This window comes from Paracidovorax valerianellae, assembly GCF_900102625.1.
In the GTDB taxonomy this organism is placed as follows: Bacteria; Pseudomonadota; Gammaproteobacteria; order Burkholderiales; family Burkholderiaceae_C; genus Paracidovorax; species Paracidovorax valerianellae.
In genome coordinates this window covers 22685-41072 of sequence record NZ_FMZC01000016.1, presented here as the reverse complement: position 1 = coordinate 41072, position 18388 = coordinate 22685, and the positions used below count along the sequence as shown (strand labels likewise).

Genomic DNA, 18388 nt, shown 5'->3' with positions numbered 1-18388 from the left:
CTCAGGCGGTGGCGCGCTCCCGGTGCACGCCCGGGCCTTGCTCGGCCAGGTCCCAGAACAGCCCCGCCATGATGTGCAGCGATTCCCGGGTCACGTCGGCCAGGATGTGTTCGTTGGGCGCGTGCTGCGAGCACGCAGGGTAGGAATGCGGCACCCAGAGCGTGGGCAGGCCCAGCGTTTCGGAGAACACATCGTTGGGCAGCGAGCCGCCCAGGTTGGGCAGCAGCGCGGGGCGCCGGCCCGTGGAGCGCTCTATGGAGGCCAAACCCCAGCGCACCCACGCGTCGTCCGGGTCCAGCCGGGTGGCGGCCATGTGAACGTCGGTGCCGCGCACCTCCACGTCGGTGAAGCCGCGGGCATTCAGATGCTCGCGGATGTGGTCCAGGAAGGCCGTCGGATCGCAGCCGACCACGTATCGCATGTGGCAGTGCGCGCGGGCCTCGGACGGAATGGCGTGCACCGGCATGGCCGGGTTGCCGGTGGTGAAGGCCAGCACCTCCAGGCTGTTCCAGCCGATCACGCGCTCTGACGGGGTCAGCCCGGGCTCGCCCCAGTCCACATCGATCTCGGGATCGTCGGGACCGCCGCCCACTTCGATGTCGCGCAGCGCCTCGCGCACGCTCGCCGGCACCTCTGCGGGCCGCAGGCCCGGCACCTGGATGCGGCCCCGCTCGTCGATCAGGCTGGCGATGGCATGGGCCAGCCGGATGCCGGGGTTGCGCAACAGGCCGCCCCAGTTGCCCGAATGGTGGCCGCCGTCGCGCAGCTTCACGTGCAGGTCGAAGTTGAAGACGCCACGCGATCCAAGAAACAAGGTGGCGCGCGAGGCCGACACGCGCGGGCCATCCGACGCCAGGAACAGGTCCGCCGCCAGCGCTTCGCGTTCCTTCGCGCACACGGCGTCCAGGCCGGGCGAGCCGTCTTCCTCGCCCATCTCCAGGATGATCTTCACGTTGTAGCCCAGGCGCCCGCCGCGCACCGCGAGCACCTGCTCCAGCGCGGTGAGGTTGATGGTGTGCTGGCCCTTGTTGTCCGCCGTGCCGCGGCCATACCAGCGGTTGCCTTCGACCACGATGTCCCAGGGCTTGAGGCCCACGCGCCACTGGGCGTCGTAGCCGCGCACCACGTCGCCGTGCCCGTAGGTGAGCAGCGTGAAAGCAGCGCCCTCTTCCGTGCGCTCGGCCAGCAGAAAGGGGCTCTTGCCTGGCACCGGGTTGTCCACGACGCGGCAGGCAAAGCCCAGCGCGTGCAGCTGGGGCACCATCTCTTCGGTCAGGTAGGCATGCAGGATTGGGCCGCTGGCGGCGTTCTGGCTTTCGGTGCGAAAGGCGACCCGGCGTGCCAGCGTCTGCTGAAAGCGCCCGTCGTCGAAGCAGGCCAGCGTCTGGGCAATGGCTTGGTCACGGCTCATGGGAAAAGTCCTCGGGGTGGGGGTGGATGGAAGATCGGCCGGGCCGCTCAGGCCATGGCGGCGCGCTCGATGTCGGGAATGCCCAGGCCCGGCTCGGGCGTGAGCGCGGAGGCCAGCAGCCGGCGGGTGTAGGGGTGCTCGGGCCGGGCGAAGATCTGCTCGCGCGTGCCCAGCTCCACGATGGCGCCGCGGTACATCACCGCCACGCGGTCCACCAGGTGCTCCACCACGCCCAGGTCGTGGCTGATGAACAGATAGGTCAGCCCGAACTCGGCCTTGAGGTCGAGCAGCAGGTTCAGGATCTGCGCCTGCACCGATACGTCGAGCGCGGAAGTCGGCTCGTCACAGATCAGGATGTCCGGCCGCAGCACCAGCGCCCGCGCGATGGCCACGCGCTGGCGCTGTCCACCCGACAACTGGTTGGGGTACTGCGAATGACTGCGCTCGGGCATGCCGACCAGATCGAGCATTTCGCGCACGCGCTGGCGCTGCTCGGCAGCGGTGCCGACATGGTGCAGGCGCAGCGGCACGCCGACGATGTCCGCCACCGTGCGGCGCGGGTTCAGCGACGAATAGGGATCCTGGAAGATGGGCTGGATGCGCCGCGCCAGCGCACGCCGGTGGCGCGGGTCGATCTCCTTGCCATCGACCAGCACGCTGCCCGAACTGGGCGGGAGCAGGCCCAGCAGCATCTTGGCCAGCGTGCTCTTGCCGCAGCCGGATTCGCCCACCAGGCCCAGCGTTTCGCCCTTGCGGATGCGCAGCGAAACGTCGTTCACGGCGTGGATCTCGCCGGGGGCACGGAACAGCCCGCGCTTCAGCCGGAAGCTGCGGTGCAGCGCGCAGAGTTCGAGCGCGATGTCGCTGCCCGGCGGTGCAGGCAAGGCAGACGGGGTGGTCAAGGGAACGGGTGACTTGGTTGTCATACGGCCTCCGCCAGAGACTGGGCCTGCACGCAGCGGGCCGCATGCCGGGCATTCAACGCGACATACGGTGGCGTATGGGCACAAGCCGGCTGCACGTGCGTGCAGCGGTTGGCGAAGGCGCAGCCCTGCACCGTGCCGACCAGGCTCGGCACCACGCCGGGAATGGCCTGCAGGCGGCTGCCCGGCAGCGTCTTGCCGCGCACGGGAATGCACTGGAGCAACCCCTGGGTATAGGGATGCGTGGGCCTCGCGAACAGCTCGGCCACCGGCGCGGTTTCGATCACCTCGCCTGCGTACATCACGGCCACGCGGTCGGCGATGCGCGCCACCACGCCCAGGTCGTGCGTGATGAACACCACCGCCATGCCGAACTCCTGCTGCAGCTCGCGCAGGAGCCGCAGGATCTGCGCCTGAATGGTCACGTCCAGCGCCGTGGTGGGCTCGTCGGCAATGATCAAGTCGGGCTCGCACATGAGCGCCATGGCGATCATCACGCGCTGGCGCAGGCCGCCCGACAGCTGGTGCGGATATTGCCGCATGCGGTCGGATGCCTGCGGGACGCCAGCACGTTCCAGCAGGTACACGGCACGCTCACGGGCCTGCGCCATGCTCACTTTGCGATGCGCGCGCAGCGCCTCGCACAGCTGGTCGCCCAGCGTGTACGAGGGGTTGAGCGACGTCATGGGCTCCTGGAAGATCATCGCCATGCGGGCGCCGCGAAGCGCCGCCATGCCGCGCTCCGGCAGGCCCTGCAGTTCGGTGCCATCGAACCGGAGATGGTCGGCCGTGCGCACGGCCTTGCGCGGCAGCAGGCCCATCAGCGCCAGTGACGTCATCGACTTGCCGCAGCCCGACTCGCCCACCAGGCACAGCAGCTCGCCGCGGTTCACATGAAAGTCGATGCCCCGCACCGCATGCAGCATGCCGCGCTCGGTCGGCAGGTCGACCCGCAGGTTCTTGACTTCGAGCAAGGGAGTGGTCATGGGGTTCGTGCCTTTCAATTGCGGCCGTCCGGCGCGGTGAGGTCGCGCAGGCCGTCGCCCACCAGGTTGATGGCCAGCACCAGCACGGCCAGCACCACACCGGGAATCAGGATCACCCAGGGCTGGAAGAACATGTAGGCCTTGCCTTCCGCCACCATGAGCCCCCACGACGGCGTGGGCGGCTGCACGCCCAGGCCGAGGAACGACAGCGTCGATTCGAGCAGGATGGCGTGCGCCATCTCCAGCGTAGCCACCACGGTGAGCGCGCTCATCAGGTTGGGCAGCAGTTCGCGCACCAGGATGTACGGGGTCGAGGCGCCCAGCGCCTTGGCCGCGGCGATGAACTCGGCATCGCGCAGTTGCTGCGTGGCCGAGCGGGTGACGATGGCGAAACGGTCCCACAGCAGCAGGCCGAGCAGCACGATCACCACTTGCAGCGACCCGCCCACCAGCGACGCCATGGCCAGTGCCACCAGCACCACCGGCATGGCCAGGCGCGTGGTGATGATGTAGCTGATCACCGCGTCCACCTTGCCGCCGAAGTAGCCCGCCAGCACGCCCAGCGTCGTGCCGATGGTGCCCGCGATGAGCGCCGTGAGCAGCCCGATCAGCAGCGACACACGGGCGCCATAGATGAGGCGGCTCAGGTAGTCGCGGCCCAGTTTGTCGGTGCCCAGCACGTGCTCACAGCTGCCCTTGGCGTGCCACACCGGCGGAATGAGCCGCTGCGTGACGTCTTGCGTGTACGGGTCGTGCGGGCTGATCCAGGGCGCCAGCAGCGCGGCGATGGCCGCCAGGGCGAGCACCACGGCGCCCAGCACCAGGCCCCGCTGGCCCAGCACGCGGCGCAGCCAGCGGCGCCACGCGGGCGGCGACGGAACGGCCAGGGCCGCGGTCCCAGCGGGGGCCGGCGAAGAAAGAACAGTGGATGCGTTCATGGAAATCTCCGTTCCAGCCGTTCAGCGGGTACGCATGCGCGGGTCGAGTGCGGCGTTGAGCACGTCGGCCAGGAAGGTGAGCGCGATGTAGAACACCGCGATGATCAGCACCACGGCCTGCACCACGGGATAGTCGTTACGTGCGATCGAATCCCACGCCAGCTGGCCCAGCCCCTGCATCGAATAGACCGACTCGATGACCACCGAGCCGCCCAGCATGAAACCCAGTTCCACCGCCGCCAGCGCCACCACGGGAATGATGGCGTTGCGCAGCGCGTGCTTGAACACCACGCGCGAGCGGCTCAGGCCCTTGGCGCGTGCAGTGCGGATGTAGTCCGCCCCCATCACGTCGAGCATGCCGGCCCGGGTGAGCCGCATCATGGCCGGCATGGCGTAGTAGCCCAGCGCCACCGCGGGCAGTACGAAATGCTGCCAACTGCTGTTGCCCGCCACCGGCAGCCATTTCAGGCCCACGGCGAACAGCAACACCAGCGTGAGCGCGAACCAGAAGGTCGGCATGGCCTGCCCCACCACCGCCACCATCAGCGCGACGCGGTCGATCCAGGTGTCACGGTACAGCGCGGCCAGCACTCCGAGCGGTATGGCCACCACCACGGCCAGCAGCAAAGCCACACCACCGAGCTTGAGCGTGATCGGCAGGCGTTCGCCGACCAGCTCCATCACCGTGTTCTGAAAGTAGAACGACCGCCCGAAATCCAGCCGCGCCGCCGCGCCCAGCCAGTCGAAGAACTGCTCCACGATGGGGCGGTCCAGCCCGTACTGGATGCGGATCTTCTCCACGTCGGCCGCGCTCGATTCCGGCCCGGCGATGGCGGTGGCGAGGTCACCCGAGAGGTGCAGCAGCATGAAGCTGACGACCGCCACGGTCAGCATGACGCTCAGCGCCACGAGCAACCGACGAAAGATGTAGATCAACATGACACTGGCCCGTGAATGGGTGGGGAAGCAGCGGCGACGGGGCCGTTACTTCCAGCTGGCCTGGAAGAAGCGCGGCAGCTCGTCGGGCTGGGCTTCGAACTTCAGGTCCGACGTGAACGCGTAGTTGGTCGAATACGTGAACAGCGGCGCCCACATGGCCTGGGTCGAAATGCGCTGCAGCGCCTGCGCGTACTTGGCCTTGCGCTCGGCCTTGTCCACCGTGGCGTCGGCCGTCTGCATCAGCGCGATGACCTGCGGGTCCTTGGCGGTGTCGTCCGGGCCACCCTTGAAGAAGTTGCCCACGAAGGCCGATGCGTCGTTGATCGAGAACGATCCCCACGCCTGGAACGTGAGCGGTGCACGGCCGGCGCGCAGTTCGGTGCGCAGCGCCGGGTACTGCACGAAATGCAGCCGGGCGCGAATGCCCACCTTGCGCAGGTCGCCGATCATCGCCTCGGCATATTCACGCTCGCGGTAGGCCCACAGGGCGGTGTCGAACCCGTTCGGGTAGCCCGCCTCGGCCAGCAATGCCTTGGCCTTGGCCGGGTTGTATTCGTACTGCTGCACCTTGCTGGTGTCGCAGCCGAACTGGGTGCGAAAGCACGGCGCATACACCGGCTGGCTGCCGCCGCGCACCAGGCTGTCGGCCAGGCCCTTGCGGTTGATGGCGTAGTTGAGCGCCTGGCGCACGCGGGGGTCCTTGAATGGCGCGGCTTCGGGCGTGGTGCCGTTGTTGTTGATGGAGATGAAGCCCACGCGCATGGTCTCGCCGCTGAGCACCGAGAGATTCGGCGCCGCCTTGAGCGAGTCGGCCTGGTCGGCTGGCACGCGCCAGATCCAGTCCACCGCGCCGGTCATCAGTTGGGCCATGCGGGCCTCCGGATCGCGGATGACGGTGAACTTCACGGTGCCGATCTTCGGCTGGCCCACCGGGCTGTCCTTGAAATAGGCGGTGTTCTTCACCATCGTCACGCCCTGCCCGGGCACCACGGCGGTGATCTTGTAGGGGCCGCTGCCCACAGGCGCCTTGCTGAAGCCTTCCAGCCCCACCTTGGCGAAATAGGCCGCCGGATAGATGGGCGTGGGGCCGGCCAGGTATTCGAGCGCCGCCGGGAAGGGCGTCTTGAGGTGGATGCGCACTTCGTAGTCGCCCACCTTGTCCACACTCTTGATCCAGTCGGTGTTCTGGCGCGTGGCGATCTTGGCGTCGGGCCCGGTCACCACGTTGAAGGTGTACCCCACATCGTCGGCCGTGAGCTTGTCGCCGTTGTGGAAGGTCACGCCCTGGCGCAGGGTGAGGAGCAGCGCGGTGGGCGTTTCCCACTTCCACGCGGTCGCCAACTGGGGCTTGATCTCGCCGGTCTTGGTGTCGCGGTAGAGCAGCGTGTCCCAGGCCATGGCCGCCAGCACGACGCCTTCGCGCATGTTGTTGTGGTACGGGCTGACGTTCTCGACCTCGTTGTCCGAGGCGTAGGTCAAGGTGTCGTTGGCCTTGTTGGCATGCGCGCTCGCCGCACAGACCGCCACGCCCAGCGCCAGGCAACCCCGACGCACCCATTGGGTGAATAAATGCCCCATTGCGAACTCCTTCATCGTGATGAACCAGGAAAACACCATGACCGGGAGCAAGAATGGGACCTCGGGCGCGTTTTCGCCATTACCGAATATCGCGGCGAGCGCTATCGAAAAGGCAACGCTCGCGCAGCAGTGCCTCTATGCTCCAGCCACTGTTGCAATGCACAACGCCTTTTGTGCCACCCCGCCATGAAACGCTCGCAAATCGTCGCCCGCCAATTGCAGGACACCGCCCTGCGCTACTTTCTCGAAGTGGTGCGCTGCGGCTCGATCAGCGAAGCCTCGCAGCGGCTGAACGTGGCGGGCTCTGCCATCAGCCGGCACATCGCGCACCTGGAAGACCTGCTGGGGGCATCGCTCTTCGACCGCCACGCGCGCGGCATGGTGCCGAGCGCAGCGGGCGAGTTGCTGGCGGTGCACGCGCAGAAATCCGCCCATGACGCCGAGCGCGTGGTGCATGAAATGCAGGCGCTGCAAGGCATGGAACGCGGGCGGGTGCGCCTTGCGTCGTCCGAGGGTTTCGCGCTCGAATTTCTGCCCCGGCTCATCAGCGACTTCCGCCGCCGGCACCCGGGCATCCAGTTCCATCTGGGCGTGTTCCCGCCCGCCGAAAGCACGCGCCGCGTGCTGCTGGGCGATGCGGACATCGGCATCACCATGAGCCGCAACGCGGAAAAGGACATCCGCATCGAGCTGCTGCAGCCTTCGCCGGTGATGGCCGTGGTGCAGCGCGGCCACCCGCTCACGCGTTTCCAGCAGGTCAGCCTGTCGCAATTGCAGAACTACCCGGTCGCGTTGCCCGAGCTCGACACCACGGTGCGGCAGCTGTTCGACATCGCCTGCAGCCGCCAGAAGGTGCAGATCGATCCGGTACTGACCAGCAACTACATCGCCAGCCTGTTCGGCTTCGTGAAGCACGAGCCCGAGGGGGTCTCCATCTCGGGCGAGATCACCATGCGCTACCAGATCGAGCGCGAAGAGATGGCCTGCGTGCGCCTGCGCGACCGGGGCCTCGACCTGCGCAACATCGAAGTGCAGACGCTGATGGGACGCACGCTGTCACGCGCTGCGCAATCGTTCCTGGTGCACCTCAAGGAACAGTTGCAGAACGTGGCAGCACCGCTGCCGGGCGGCTGAGCGTTCTGCGGCGGGTCAGTGCGGCGGGTCAGCCCAGCCGCTTGGTCAGCAGAGCCTTGGCCGCGCGCGAGTTCGAAGGCCGGCCGAGGAAGTCGCTGATGTACGCGCCCGCATCGATGAGCTTGTCCAGGTCGATGCCGGTGTCGATGCCCATGCCATGCAACATGTAGACCACGTCTTCGGTCGCCACGTTGCCCGTAGCGCCTTTGGCGTAGGGGCAACCGCCCAGGCCGGCGACCGAGGTGTCGTACTGCCAAACGCCCATCTCCAGCGAGGCCAGCGTGTTGGCCAGCGCCTGCCCGTAGGTGTCGTGGAAATGGCCCGACACCGCATCGATGCCATAGTGCTGCAGCGTCGCCTCCATGGCGCGCTGCACCTTGCGCGGCGTGCCCACGCCGATGGTGTCGGCCACGCCCACGTGCTGCACGCCGATCTGCTTCATGAGCCCGGCCAGGTACGCCACGCGCTCGGGCGCCACCTCGCCTTCGTACGGACAGCCCACGGTGCAGCTCATCGCGCCCCGCACCGCAATGCCGGCGGCCAGCGCCGCCTCGACCACGGGCGCGAATCGCTCGATGCTCTCGGCGATGCTGCAATTGATGTTCTTCTGGCTGAACGCCTCGCTGGCCGAGCCGAACACCACGATCTCGTCGGGCCGCGTCGGCACGGCCGCCTCGTAGCCCTTGAGGTTCGGCGTGAGCACCGAATAGCGCACGCCGGGCTGGCGCTCGATGCCGGCCATCACCTCCACGTTGTCGGCCATCTGCGGCACCCATTTGGGCGACACGAAGCTGGTGACCTCGATCTCGGTGAGGCCCGCGGCCTGCAGGCGGTGCACGAGGCCGATCTTTACGGCGGCGGGCACGGGCGACTTTTCGTTCTGCAGGCCGTCGCGCGGGCCCACATCGACGAGTTTGACGCGGGAAGGAATGCTGCTGCTCATGGGGGAAATCCTGCTGTGATGGGGTTCCAGGGGATGCGGACACCAGCCGCCGCTAGTAGCCGCGCCGGGGGTCCACAATGCCCGCGACCGGCTCGCCGCGCTGCAGGGCGGCGATCTTGCGCCCGATCTGGGCGATGCTTTCTTCGCGCAGCGTGCGGGCCGAGGTATGGGGCGTGGTCGTGATCTTGGGGTGCGTGCGCAGCGGATGGCTGGCAGGCAGCGGCTCGGTGCGGAACACGTCGAGCGTGGCCCCGGCCAGATGGTCCTCATCGATGAGCGCGATCAGGTCTTCTTCGACCAGGTGCGCGCCGCGCGCCACGTTGATCACATAGCCGCCCGGCTGCAGGCGCGACAGCGTGCTGCGGTTCATGACGTCCTGCGTCTCGGGCGTCAAGGGAAGCAGGTTCACCAGCACGCGGCTCGCCGCGAGGAAAGCATCGAAACCCTGCTCCCCGTCTGCGCCATGAAAGGCGCGCACGCCTTCAATGGCCTTGGGCGAGCGGCTCCAGCCGTTCACCGGAAACTCGAACTGCGCGAGCGCTTTGGCCACGCGCTCGCCCAGCACGCCCAGGCCCATCACGCCGACGGGAAAATCGCCGCGCAAGCGCGGCCGGCGAAAGGCCCAGCCACCGGTCCGCATGTCGGCCTCGTAGGCCTCGAACTCGCGGAAGTGGCGAATCACCGCGTGGCATACGTATTCGGCCATTTGCACGGCCATGCCGGCGTCGTCCAGCCGCACCACCTGCGCGCCGGCCGGCAGGCGCAGGGCCAGCAGCGCGTCCACGCCGGCACCGATGTTGAACAGTGCCTTGAGGCCGGACTGCTCGTCCATGAATTGCTGGGGCGGCGCCCAGACGACCGCGAAGTCGGCGGGCGGCGCCCCGGGTTGCCAGACGGTAATGTGCGCTTCAGGCAGCGCGGCCTGAAGGCCTTGCAGCCAGGGTTCGGCCTTGGTATGGGTACAGCAGAAAGTGATGTTCATGGCGGGAAAGCGTAGCGCGACTGCGTGCTGCGCGCTGTCACGCGGGCGAGAGCTTGAGCAGTTCGGCACCCTCGGTCACCTGATCGCCGGGGGCGTAGAGCAGTTCCTGCACCGTGCCGTCCACCGGCGCGGCGATGGTGTGTTCCATCTTCATGGCCTCCATCACGGCCAGCGCCTGGCCCTTGGCGACGGTATCGCCCGCCTTGACGGCGAACGACACCACCTTGCCCGGCATGGGCGCGGTAAGGCGCCCGCCTTCCGCCTGCGTCTCGCCCGCATGGGCCAGCAGGTCGATGGCAATGATCTGCGTGGCGCCGTGCGGCGTGAAGACGTGGGCGGTCTCGCCCTGCGCATGCACCACGGCGCGCGTGCGCTGGCCGGCGAATCGCAGGTCCATGCCCTCACCTTCGGCCGTGAAGGCCAGCGGCCCCGCCACTTCGGCATCGCCCTCGCCCACCGACAGCACCATGGCGCCGCCAGCGCCATAGGTGAGCCAGGCATTCACGGGCTCGCCACCGAACTCGAACGCGAAGGGCCGGCGCGTCACACCGTGCGATTGCCAGCCATCGCGGCGGCTGAATGGGTCGGTCCCTTCGGTCGCGCGTTCGCGCAGCAGCGTCTGGGCCACGGCGGCAGCAGCGGCCAGTGGCAGGCCCACGGGCTCCTGGTGGAACAGCACGGCCTGCTCGCGCGGGATCAGTGCGGTGTCGAGGTCGGCCTGCACGAACGAATCGGTGCGGGCCACGCGGCGCAGGAACTGCACGTTGGTGGACAGGCCCACGATGCGGGTCTGCGCCAACGCTTCGTCGAGCCGGGCCAGCGCCTGCTCGCGCGTGCCGCCATGCACGATCAGCTTGGCGATCATCGAGTCGTAGAACGGGCTGATCGCGTCGCCCTCGCGCACGCCGTCGTCGACGCGCACGCCGGCGCCTGCGCCATCCATCGGCGCGCGCTCGAAACTGGTGCCCGCCGGCTTGCGGTACACGTGCAGCGTGCCGGTGGCAGGCAGGAAGTTGTTGTCGGGGTTTTCGGCGCAGATGCGGGCTTCGATCGCATGGCCGGTGATGCGCAACTGGTCTTGCGCGAGCGGCAGCGGCTCGCCCGAGGCCACGCGCAATTGCCACTCCACCAGATCCTGGCCCGTGATGGCTTCGGTCACCGGATGCTCCACCTGCAGGCGGGTGTTCATTTCCATGAAGAAGAACTGCATGGCGCCGCTGGTCCGTTGCTCCACGATGAATTCCACCGTGCCTGCGCCCACGTATTGGACGGCGCGCGCGGCGGCCACGGCGGCGTTGCCCATCTGCGCCCGCAGTTCGGGCGTCATGCCGGGCGCAGGCGCTTCTTCCAGCACTTTCTGGTGGCGGCGCTGCACCGAGCAGTCGCGCTCGAACAGGTACACATAGTTGCCCAGCGTGTCGCCGAACACCTGGATTTCGATGTGGCGCGGGCGCTGCACGTATTTTTCGATGAGCACCGCATCGTCGCCGAAGCTGTTGATGGCTTCGCGCTGGCACGACGCCAGCGCGGCCGCGAAATCTTCCGCACGGTCCACCGCACGCATGCCCTTGCCGCCGCCGCCGGCGCTGGCCTTGATGAGCACGGGGTAGCCGATGCGGTCGGCCTCGCGCTGCAGCAGCGCGGGGTCCTGGTCGGCGCCGTGGTAGCCGGGCACCAGCGGCACGCCGGCCTTTTCCATCAACTGCTTGGACTCGGCCTTCAGGCCCATGGCCTGAATGGCGGACGGTAGCGGCCCGATGAACACGAGGCCCGCGTTGGCGCAGGCCTGGGCGAACTCCTCGTTCTCCGACAGAAAGCCGTAGCCAGGGTGCACTGCCTGGGCGCCCGTGGCCTTCGCGGCATCGATGATGCGCTGCCACTGCAGGTAGCTTTCCTTGGGCGCGCTGCCGCCGATGTGCACGGCCTCGTCGCACGCGGCCACGTGCTTGGCACCCGCATCGGCATCGGAATACACGGCCACGGTCTTGACACCCAGGCGGCGCGCAGTCGCGGCCACACGGCAGGCGATTTCACCGCGGTTGGCAATCAGGATCTTCTTAAACATGGGCTACCTCCGCGATGAAATCGCCTGCGCACGCTGCGCGTGCCACGCCATTTGCCGAAACAGCTGCGATGCGACCGTTTTCACCGCGGTTGGCAATCAGGATCTTCTTAAACATGGGCTACCTCCGCGATGAAATCGCCTGCGCACGCTGCGCGTGCCACGCCATTTGCCGAAACAGCTGCGATGCAACCGTTTTCACCCCGGTTCGCAATCAGGATTTTGGAGAACATTCAAACCACCTTCGCAGGACCAGAAAAAAGGGACGACACGCGCCGCAGCACGGCGCGCAGGAATTTGAAGAGCACGATCAGCAGCAGGACCGACAGCACCAGCATGACCACCAGCGCAAAGCCGAAGAGCACGGGGTGCTGCGTGGCCAGCCACACCACGGCCACCACCAGGCCGTCTTCGAAGAACGACAGCAGCCAGTTGGAGAACGGCTCGGGCGAGGTGTTGGCCGCCGCACGCGTGGTCATCTTGGTCGCCAGTGCCGTGGCCGAGAGCGAGCCGCCCAGCAGCCCGGCCACGAGGCCCATGGTGGCGTTGTCGGCACCGAACACGCCCGCAGCCAGCAGCGCGCCGCCAGGAATGCGGATCACGGTGTGCACGGCGTCCCAGGCGCTATCGAGCCAGGGCACCTTGTCGGCGAAGAACTCCACGCACAGCAGCAGCCCGCTCACGGCCAGCACGGCCGGGTGCTGCAGCCCGTGCAGGCCGGCCGGCAACGGCAGCCAGCCGCCCGCGCCCATGAGCCCCACGAGGAACACCACCGCATACAGGCGAAACCCGCTGGCCCAGCCCAGCGCGGCCGCCAGAGCCAGCAGGCCCGGCAAGTCCAGCGCCGACGTGGCATGGGCTGCGCCGGCTGCCACATCGCGGGCGGTGTCGGCGCCCACATGCAGCCCCACGGTGTGGAGCCACTGGACGATTTGCAGCCAGAGCGCGTCCATGACCGATCCGGTCAGCCCGGCCCCGCCAGCCAGGACGGCTTGCGTTTTTGCAGGAAGGCCTGCACGCCCTCGCGGCCTTCGTCGCTCGCGCGGATGTCGGCAATGCCTTCTACCGTGGCGGCGATCAGCGCGGCATCGATGTCGCGGCCGGCCACGTCCTGCACGAGGCGCTTGCAGGCGCGCACGGCCGCAGGGCTGGCGCTCGTGAGCGCCTTGAGCCAGGCCTCCACGGTGTCGTCGAACTGCTCGAATTCGACCACCGCGTGCACAAACCCGAGGTGCAGGGCCTCGGCCGCGCCGAAACGCTCGGCCGTCAAGAAGTAGCGGTGCGCCGCCCGCGCACCCATGGCGCGGATCACATACGGGCTGATGGTCGCGGGGATGAGCCCAAGCTTCACTTCCGACAGGCAAAAGCCGGCGGTATCCACCGCCACCGCCATGTCGCACGCCGCCACCAGGCCCATGCCGCCGGCATACACGTCGCCCTGCACCCGGGCGATGGTCGGTTTGGGGCATTCGTAGATGGTTCGCAGCATCTCGGCCAGCGCACCGGCATCGGCCACGTTCTCTTCGCGCGTGTAGTCGGCCATGCGGCGCATCCAGTTCAGGTCGGCGCCGGCGCAAAAGGCCGTGCCTTGCGCGGCCAGCACCACGGCCCGCACGTCGCTCCGTGCACCGGCTTCGGTGAAGGCGGCGGTGAGCGCGGCGATGGTCTCGTCGTTGAAGGCATTGCGCAGTTCGGGCTGGGCCAGCGTGATGCGCGCCACGGCGCCGTCATAGGCCGTCTGGACGGAGTTCATGGAAAGAGTCCTCGGTTCATGGGTAAAAGAGCCAGGCGAGTCGCCAGCGCACCGGGACGCCCGCGGGGCGGCAAGCCGGCTCGCGTCATGGCGCGCTCCACACGACGTGGTCGTCCACGGCGTACAGGTGGCAGGCGCCGGTGGCCTTGGCGTTTTCGTTGCAGCGGGCCACTGCGGCGGCCATGGCGTCCGCCCGGCCGTAGTAGTACGCCCACGCGCCGCTGGGCGCAATCGCGTAGGCCCGCGGCCAGGGCGAGGCCAGGAACTTGCGGTAGCCCTCGCGCGCCGGATCGCGCACGTAGGGAACGGCGGCGGCATCGCCGACCGGATAGGCATCGGTGGCCTGCGGCACCGGGGCGTCGTGCGGCATCAACGGAATGTGCACCACCGGCCGGGACGGCAGGCCCAGTCCGGCCAGGAAACGCTCCACCTCGGGCAGCCAGATCGGCACCCCGCTTTGCGAGGCGAACAGGCGGTGCGAGTCGGTGCCGAACTTGCCATAGGACACCAGCCGGGCCTGCCCGCCGGCGGCCACGTAGCGAGCGTGCATGTCGCGCGACAGAGCGGTGGACCAATACGAGTCGTTGTCTCCGTAGAACCACAGCGAAGGCAGGCGCGCCTCTTGCCCGTAGGCACCGAACGCGCTGGCGAGGCTGCTTTCCCAGCCGGGGCAATGCTCCAGCCGCAGCCCGCCCGCGAAGTTGATGAGGCCGCGCACGCCCGGCGGCGGCTTCGACGCGCCCAGGGCCATCGTGGTCAGCCCGCCGTGCGACTGGCCGACGACGACGATGCGCTGGCTGTCCGCGTCCGGCAGGCGGCGCACGTAGGCGAGCACGGCCTGCACATCGGCGGCCTGCGCGCGGCCGTTGTTTTCGATGTTGCAGCCGCTGCCCTGGTAGGCGCCCGTGGAGTGCGCGAACCCCTGGCGCATCGGCACGACCACGAGGTAGCCACGCTCGACGAACGCCCGGGCCGCCGGCAGATAGCGCGCCCGCTCCTGCAGCCGCGGATTGCCTCCGGCCTTGCCGTGATTGATCACGACCACGGGAAACGGCCCCGCGCCCGCCGGGCGGAACACGGTGGTTTCCAGCTCGGTGGCTTGCGGCCCGTCGCCCTTGCGCACCATGACGATCTGCTCGCGCAGCGCGGCATCCAGCGTGGGCGGCGAGGACGGCGCCAGCTGCGCCAGGGCAGGCAAGGCGCCCCACAGCAACGCGGAGCGCAGCAGCCAGGCCAGGGCATGTCGACGGAAGGTCATGGCAGGGTCAGGGTCGGGGGCAACGCGCCGGTCACATGCGGAACAGGCCGAACTTCGTGTCTTCGATCGGTGCGTTGCGCGTGGCCGACAAGCCCAGCGCCAGCACGCGGCGCGTGTCGGCGGGGTCGATCACGCCGTCGTCCCACAGCCGCGCGGTGGCGTAGTAGGGATGGCCTTGGTTCTCGTACTGCTGGCGGATCGGGGCCTTGAACGCCTCTTCCTCCTCAGCGCTCCATTGGCCGCCCTTGCCTTCGATGCCGTCGCGCTTGACGGTGGCGAGCACGCTGGCCGCCTGGTCGCCGCCCATGACGGAGATGCGCGCGTTGGGCCACATCCACAAAAACCGCGGCGAATACGCCCGCCCGCACATGCCGTAGTTGCCGGCGCCGAAACTGCCGCCGATGACGATGGTGAACTTGGGCACCGCAGCGGTGGCCACGGCCGTGACCATCTTGGCGCCGTTGCGCGCGATGCCCTCGTTCTCGTACTTGCGGCCGACCATGAAGCCGGTGATGTTCTGCAGGAACACGAGCGGAATCTTGCGCTGGCAGCACAGCTCGATGAAGTGCGCGCCCTTCAGCGCCGACTCGCTGAACAAGATGCCGTTGTTGGCGATGATGCCCACGGGCATGCCCTCGATGCGCGCAAAACCCGTGACCAGCGTGCTGCCGTAGCGCGCCTTGAACTCGTCGAACTCGCTGCCGTCCACGATGCGGGCGATGATCTCGCGCACGTCGAAGGGCTTGCGCGTGTCCACCGGAATCACGCCGTACAACTCTTCCGCTCCTAATTTAGGAGCTGCCGGCGCAATGGATACGGCGGCATCGGGCTTATTTCTATTCAAATTTCGCACCGCGTTACGGGCCAGCTGCAACGCGTGCAGATCGTTTTGCGCCAGGTGGTCGGCCACGCCGGACAGGCGCGTGTGCACGTCGCCGCCCCCCAGGTCTTCGGCCGTGACGACCTCGCCCGTGGCCGCCTTCACCAGCGGCGGGCCGCCCAGGAAGATGGTGCCCTGATTCTTGACGATGATGGATTCGTCGCTCATGGCGGGCACGTAGGCGCCGCCCGCCGTGCACGAGCCCATCACCACGGCGATCTGAGCGATGCCCTGGGCGCTCATGTGCGCCTGGTTGTAGAAAATGCGCCCGAAGTGGTCGCGGTCGGGGAACACCTCGTCCTGGTTGGGCAGGTTGGCGCCGCCCGAATCCACCAGGTAGATGCACGGCAGGTGGTTCTGCGCGGCCACCTCCTGCGCGCGCAGGTGCTTCTTCACCGTCATGGGGTAGTAGGTGCCGCCCTTCACCGTGGCGTCGTTGCACACCACCATGCAGTCCACGCCACTCACGCGACCGATGCCGGCGATCAGGCCGGCGCCCGGCGCGTCGTTGTTGTACATGTTGAGCGCGGCCAGGGGCGCCAGTTCGAGGAACGGCGTGCCGGGGTCCAGCAGCATCTGCACGCGATCGCGCGGCAGCAGCTTGCCGCGTGCGGTGTGCTTGGCGCGGGCGGCCTCGCCGCCGCCCTGCGCCACCTGCGCCGTGCGGGCATGCAGATCTTCGACCAGCGCGCGCATGGCGGCGGCGTTGGCCAGAAAGTCGGCCGAGCGGGGATTAAGTTGGGATTCGAGAATCATGCGGTGGTGCTTTCCTGTAAGCCGAGCTGTTCTTTCATGGCGTCGCGGATCTTGAATTTCTGGATCTTTCCGGTCACCGTCATCGGGAACTCGGCGACGAATCGGATGTAGCGCGGCACCTTGTAATGCGCGATCTGGCCTTTGCAGAACGCGCGGATGTCGTCTTCGGTGGGCGCTGCCGCGCCGGGCTTGGCGATGATCCAGGCGCACAGCTCTTCGCCGTAGCGGGCATCGGGCACGCCCACCACCTGCACGTCCTGCACCTGGGGGTGCCGGTACAGGAACTCCTCGATCTCGCGCGGGTACACGTTCTCGCCCCCGCGGATCACCATGTCCTTGATGCGGCCGACGATGTTCACGTAGCCCTCGGCGTCCATGGTGGCCAGATCGCCGGTGTGCATCCAGCCTTCTTCGTCGATGGCCTCGCGCGTCTTGGCCGGGTCGTCCCAGTAGCCGTGCATGACCGAGTAGCCGCGCGTGCACAACTCGCCGCGCTCGCCCACCGACACCACAGCGCCGGTTTCGGGATCGACGATCTTGATCTCCAGGTGCGGCTGCACCTGGCCCACGGTGGAAACGCGCTTGTCCAGCGGCGTCTCGGTGCTGCTCTGGCAGCTCACGGGGCTGGTCTCGGTCATGCCGTAGGCGATGGTGATTTCTGACAGGTGCATGTCGCTCACCACGCGCTTCATCACCTCGATGGGGCACGGCGAGCCGGCCATGATGCCGGTGCGCAGCGTGGACAGGTCGAACTCCTTGAAGCGCGGGTGGTCGAGCTCGGCGATGAACATGGTGGGCACGCCGTGCAGGCCCGTGCAGCGTTCGGCCTGCACCGTCTCCAGCACCTTGAGCGGGTCGAACCCGTCGTTCGGATAGACGATGGTGGCGCCGTGCGTCATGCAGGCGAGGTTGCCCAGCACCATGCCGAAGCAGTGGTACAGCGGCACGGGAATGCACAGCCGGTCCTCGGGTGTGAGCCGCATGCACTCACCGATGAAGAAGCCGTTGTTGAGGATGTTGCGGTGCGTGAGCGTGGCGCCCTTCGGGAACCCGGTGGTGCCGCTGGTGAACTGGATGTTGATGGGGTCGTTGGCATCCAGCGTGGCGGCGACGGCATCGATGCGCGCGTCCTGGGCATCGCCCCGCGCCATCAGTTCGGAAAACCGCAGCAGGCCGGGCTCGTCGGCGCTGCCCTCGCTGCCGCCGTCGATCCACACCACGCTGCGCAGTTGCGGCAACCGTTCGGCCTGCAATTCGCCCGGCGTGCCGGCAGCCCATTGCGGGGCCAGTTCACGCAGCATGCCCAGGTAGTCGCTGGTCTTGAAGCGCGCCATGGTCACCAGCGCCTTGCAGCCGACCTTGTTGAGTGCGTATTCGACCTCCGCCGTGCGGTAGGCGGGGTTGATGTTCACCAGCACCAGGCCCACCTGCGCGGTGGCCAGTTGCATGAGCACCCATTCGGCGTTGTTGTGCGACCAGATGCCGACCCGGTCGCCCTTTTGCAGCCCCAGGCCCAGCAGCGCGCTGGCCAGGCGGCGCGCCTCGGTGTGCAACTGGCCGTAGGTGTAGCGCAGTCCCTGGTGGGCGCTCACCAGCGCCTCGCGGTCGGGCTGGCGCTGCGCCATGTCGGCGAAAAAGGCGCCGATGGTCTGCTCGATCAGGGGCACCGCCGTGGAGCCACTGGCTTGGGCGGTGGTCAACGGGGCGTTCGGGCTCATTCGATCCATGGAATGTCTCCTCGTTTTGCGCGCCCCCGGCCCAGCCGGGGGGAACGGCGATGGGCCGCAGCATACGCCCGCGCGGGGCCTTGCAGCATGACAGATGGGGTCACAAAGGTTGCAATAT

Annotated in this window: 16 protein-coding genes; 1 reads left to right on the top strand and 15 read right to left on the bottom strand. The window is 68.1% G+C overall.

Annotated features, from left to right (window positions below; translation table 11 throughout):
* Position 1: 1 nt before the first annotated feature.
* Genes BLT03_RS19905 through BLT03_RS19880 form a run of 6 tightly spaced genes read right to left on the bottom strand, consistent with a single transcriptional unit; the run spans position 2 to position 6775 of the window.
* Positions 2 to 1411, bottom strand: a complete 1410-nt coding sequence (locus BLT03_RS19905; RefSeq protein ID WP_092745511.1) for a M20 family metallopeptidase — start codon at positions 1409 to 1411, stop codon at positions 2 to 4.
* Positions 1412 to 1458: 47 nt separating this feature from the next.
* A complete protein-coding gene (locus BLT03_RS19900; protein ID WP_092745510.1) occupies positions 1459 to 2313 on the bottom strand; it encodes an ATP-binding cassette domain-containing protein in 855 nt (284 codons plus the stop codon).
* A 20-nt stretch (positions 2314 to 2333) separates the two neighbouring features.
* Complete coding sequence (locus BLT03_RS19895; RefSeq protein WP_092745509.1) at positions 2334 to 3320, bottom strand: ABC transporter ATP-binding protein; 987 nt, start codon at positions 3318 to 3320, stop codon at positions 2334 to 2336.
* 14 nt (positions 3321 to 3334) lie between these two features.
* On the bottom strand, positions 3335 to 4258 hold the full coding sequence (locus tag BLT03_RS19890; RefSeq protein WP_092745508.1) for an ABC transporter permease: 924 nt from the start codon (positions 4256 to 4258) through the stop codon (positions 3335 to 3337).
* A gap of 21 nt (positions 4259 to 4279) precedes the next feature.
* The gene (locus BLT03_RS19885) at positions 4280 to 5197 is read right to left on the bottom strand and encodes an ABC transporter permease (protein WP_092745507.1); all 918 of its coding nucleotides are present in this window, start codon (positions 5195 to 5197) and stop codon (positions 4280 to 4282) included.
* 45 nt (positions 5198 to 5242) lie between these two features.
* Positions 5243 to 6775 (bottom strand): ABC transporter substrate-binding protein, encoded by a 1533-nt coding sequence (locus tag BLT03_RS19880; protein ID WP_092745549.1) that lies wholly within the window; start codon positions 6773 to 6775, stop codon positions 5243 to 5245.
* Between the two features lie 186 nt (positions 6776 to 6961).
* Here BLT03_RS19880 and BLT03_RS19875 point away from each other — a divergent pair, with 186 nt between their 5' ends.
* On the top strand, positions 6962 to 7909 hold the full coding sequence (locus BLT03_RS19875) for a LysR family transcriptional regulator (RefSeq protein WP_289623603.1): 948 nt from the start codon (positions 6962 to 6964) through the stop codon (positions 7907 to 7909).
* A 28-nt stretch (positions 7910 to 7937) separates the two neighbouring features.
* Here the strand turns inward: BLT03_RS19875 and BLT03_RS19870 are convergent, their stop codons facing one another.
* The 9 genes from BLT03_RS19870 to BLT03_RS19835 form a co-directional block, all read right to left on the bottom strand.
* Positions 7938 to 8852 (bottom strand): hydroxymethylglutaryl-CoA lyase, encoded by a 915-nt coding sequence (locus tag BLT03_RS19870; protein ID WP_092745506.1) that lies wholly within the window; start codon positions 8850 to 8852, stop codon positions 7938 to 7940.
* A 52-nt stretch (positions 8853 to 8904) separates the two neighbouring features.
* Positions 8905 to 9834 (bottom strand): 2-hydroxyacid dehydrogenase, encoded by a 930-nt coding sequence (locus BLT03_RS19865; protein WP_092745505.1) that lies wholly within the window; start codon positions 9832 to 9834, stop codon positions 8905 to 8907.
* 37 nt (positions 9835 to 9871) lie between these two features.
* On the bottom strand, positions 9872 to 11899 hold the full coding sequence (locus BLT03_RS19860) for an acetyl-CoA carboxylase biotin carboxylase subunit (protein WP_092745504.1): 2028 nt from the start codon (positions 11897 to 11899) through the stop codon (positions 9872 to 9874).
* Positions 11892 to 12014: a hypothetical protein gene (locus BLT03_RS25045; RefSeq protein ID WP_281243315.1), complete on the bottom strand. Its 123-nt coding sequence runs from the start codon at positions 12012 to 12014 to the stop codon at positions 11892 to 11894. The genes BLT03_RS19860 and BLT03_RS25045 overlap by 8 nt, the downstream gene beginning before the upstream one ends.
* Before the next feature lie 115 nt (positions 12015 to 12129).
* On the bottom strand, positions 12130 to 12849 hold the full coding sequence (locus BLT03_RS19855) for a DUF4126 domain-containing protein (protein WP_092745503.1): 720 nt from the start codon (positions 12847 to 12849) through the stop codon (positions 12130 to 12132).
* An 11-nt stretch (positions 12850 to 12860) separates the two neighbouring features.
* Positions 12861 to 13649, bottom strand: a complete 789-nt coding sequence (locus BLT03_RS19850) for an enoyl-CoA hydratase/isomerase family protein (RefSeq protein WP_092745502.1) — start codon at positions 13647 to 13649, stop codon at positions 12861 to 12863.
* Positions 13650 to 13734: 85 nt separating this feature from the next.
* Complete coding sequence (locus BLT03_RS19845; protein ID WP_092745501.1) at positions 13735 to 14907, bottom strand: dienelactone hydrolase family protein; 1173 nt, start codon at positions 14905 to 14907, stop codon at positions 13735 to 13737.
* Between the two features lie 31 nt (positions 14908 to 14938).
* Positions 14939 to 16543, bottom strand: coding sequence for a carboxyl transferase domain-containing protein (locus tag BLT03_RS19840; protein ID WP_092745500.1), 1605 nt, complete (start codon positions 16541 to 16543; stop codon positions 14939 to 14941).
* Entirely contained in the window at positions 16540 to 18270 is a 1731-nt protein-coding gene (locus BLT03_RS19835; protein WP_092745499.1) for an AMP-binding protein, read from the bottom strand. The genes BLT03_RS19840 and BLT03_RS19835 overlap by 4 nt, the downstream gene beginning before the upstream one ends.
* Positions 18271 to 18388 lie beyond the last annotated feature (118 nt).

Excerpts from the sequence above, each read along its gene's own strand:
- BLT03_RS19905 (WP_092745511.1), bottom strand. The coding sequence starts at position 1,411 with ATGAGCCGTGACCAAGCCATTGCCCAGACGCTGGCCTGCTTCGACGAC.
- BLT03_RS19895 (WP_092745509.1), bottom strand. The coding sequence starts at position 3,320 with ATGACCACTCCCTTGCTCGAAGTCAAGAACCTGCGGGTCGACCTGCCG.
- BLT03_RS19890 (WP_092745508.1), bottom strand. The coding sequence starts at position 4,258 with ATGAACGCATCCACTGTTCTTTCTTCGCCGGCCCCCGCTGGGACCGCG.
- BLT03_RS19885 (WP_092745507.1), bottom strand. The coding sequence starts at position 5,197 with ATGTTGATCTACATCTTTCGTCGGTTGCTCGTGGCGCTGAGCGTCATG.
- BLT03_RS19880 (WP_092745549.1), bottom strand. The coding sequence starts at position 6,775 with ATGGGGCATTTATTCACCCAATGGGTGCGTCGGGGTTGCCTGGCGCTG.
- BLT03_RS19875 (WP_289623603.1), top strand. The coding sequence starts at position 6,962 with ATGAAACGCTCGCAAATCGTCGCCCGCCAATTGCAGGACACCGCCCTG.
- BLT03_RS19870 (WP_092745506.1), bottom strand. The coding sequence starts at position 8,852 with ATGAGCAGCAGCATTCCTTCCCGCGTCAAACTCGTCGATGTGGGCCCG.
- BLT03_RS19865 (WP_092745505.1), bottom strand. The coding sequence starts at position 9,834 with ATGAACATCACTTTCTGCTGTACCCATACCAAGGCCGAACCCTGGCTG.
- BLT03_RS19860 (WP_092745504.1), bottom strand. The coding sequence starts at position 11,899 with ATGTTTAAGAAGATCCTGATTGCCAACCGCGGTGAAATCGCCTGCCGT.
- BLT03_RS25045 (WP_281243315.1), bottom strand. The coding sequence starts at position 12,014 with ATGTTTAAGAAGATCCTGATTGCCAACCGCGGTGAAAACGGTCGCATC.
- BLT03_RS19855 (WP_092745503.1), bottom strand. The coding sequence starts at position 12,849 with ATGGACGCGCTCTGGCTGCAAATCGTCCAGTGGCTCCACACCGTGGGG.
- BLT03_RS19850 (WP_092745502.1), bottom strand. The coding sequence starts at position 13,649 with ATGAACTCCGTCCAGACGGCCTATGACGGCGCCGTGGCGCGCATCACG.
- BLT03_RS19845 (WP_092745501.1), bottom strand. The coding sequence starts at position 14,907 with ATGACCTTCCGTCGACATGCCCTGGCCTGGCTGCTGCGCTCCGCGTTG.
- BLT03_RS19840 (WP_092745500.1), bottom strand. The coding sequence starts at position 16,543 with ATGATTCTCGAATCCCAACTTAATCCCCGCTCGGCCGACTTTCTGGCC.
- BLT03_RS19835 (WP_092745499.1), bottom strand. The coding sequence starts at position 18,270 with ATGGATCGAATGAGCCCGAACGCCCCGTTGACCACCGCCCAAGCCAGT.